Consider the following 644-nt stretch of genomic DNA (forward strand, 5'->3'; position numbering starts at 1 on the left):
GCTCAGAGAAGAGAAGATAGCATCCAGCTATGGTCACTGCCAGGAGGATTATCCATGGCAGAGCCCTGATCAGGGCTGCGTCTGCATTATCAGCGGCTGTGCGTAGCTGCTCCAACTCGTCATTTCTATTAGAGGAGCTCATGTGTGGTCTCCTCCACGCGTTCTATACCTGTGGCCTGCAGGAAAATGGTCCCGTCTACCGCGCCAGCCATAAGGCCGGTGATACGAATTTTGTCTCCGACAGAGACACTTGGACGCTCTGGAGCCCAGACAGTGATCGACTGTCGGCGGACCTCGCGTGCCAGGGCTCCGTCCGCGTCTTCCTCCTCGCTCATGACCAGCGAGACCTGAATTTTCCACGCATTACAGCCTGGAAAATGGGTATTTGTTTTAGGTACACCATCTCTTTCTTCGGGGCCGTCTGGCACAGCGCGCACCCGGGCGCCCTCAAGAGCCTGGTAGACAGGCGTAAGGTACAGTGGCACACTGTAATTGAGCATTGAACTGCTCCTTTCTGCTCCGTTTTCACGGGGCGTCGAGCCCCCTAGGCCCAGCCGGCAAGCGAGAGGCCTAGGGGGACTGTTTTGCTTGCACCACTGAGCCTACGCACCAGCTCGCGCTACACGCAACACCTAGGCTTGACA

The 644-nt window shown here is 57.3% G+C and carries 1 protein-coding gene; it reads right to left on the reverse strand.

All coding sequences use genetic code 11. The annotated features are described in order from the left end of the window. Window positions 1-128: 128 nt before the first annotated feature. A complete protein-coding gene (locus tag WMP96_RS11705) occupies window positions 129-500 on the reverse strand; it encodes a hypothetical protein (protein WP_340433625.1) in 372 nt (123 codons plus the stop codon). Window positions 501-644: the final 144 nt, after the last annotated feature.

Origin of the sequence: Corynebacterium sp. KPL4035, assembly GCF_037908325.1 — a bacterium.
In the GTDB taxonomy this organism is placed as follows: domain Bacteria; phylum Actinomycetota; class Actinomycetes; order Mycobacteriales; family Mycobacteriaceae; genus Corynebacterium; species Corynebacterium kefirresidentii.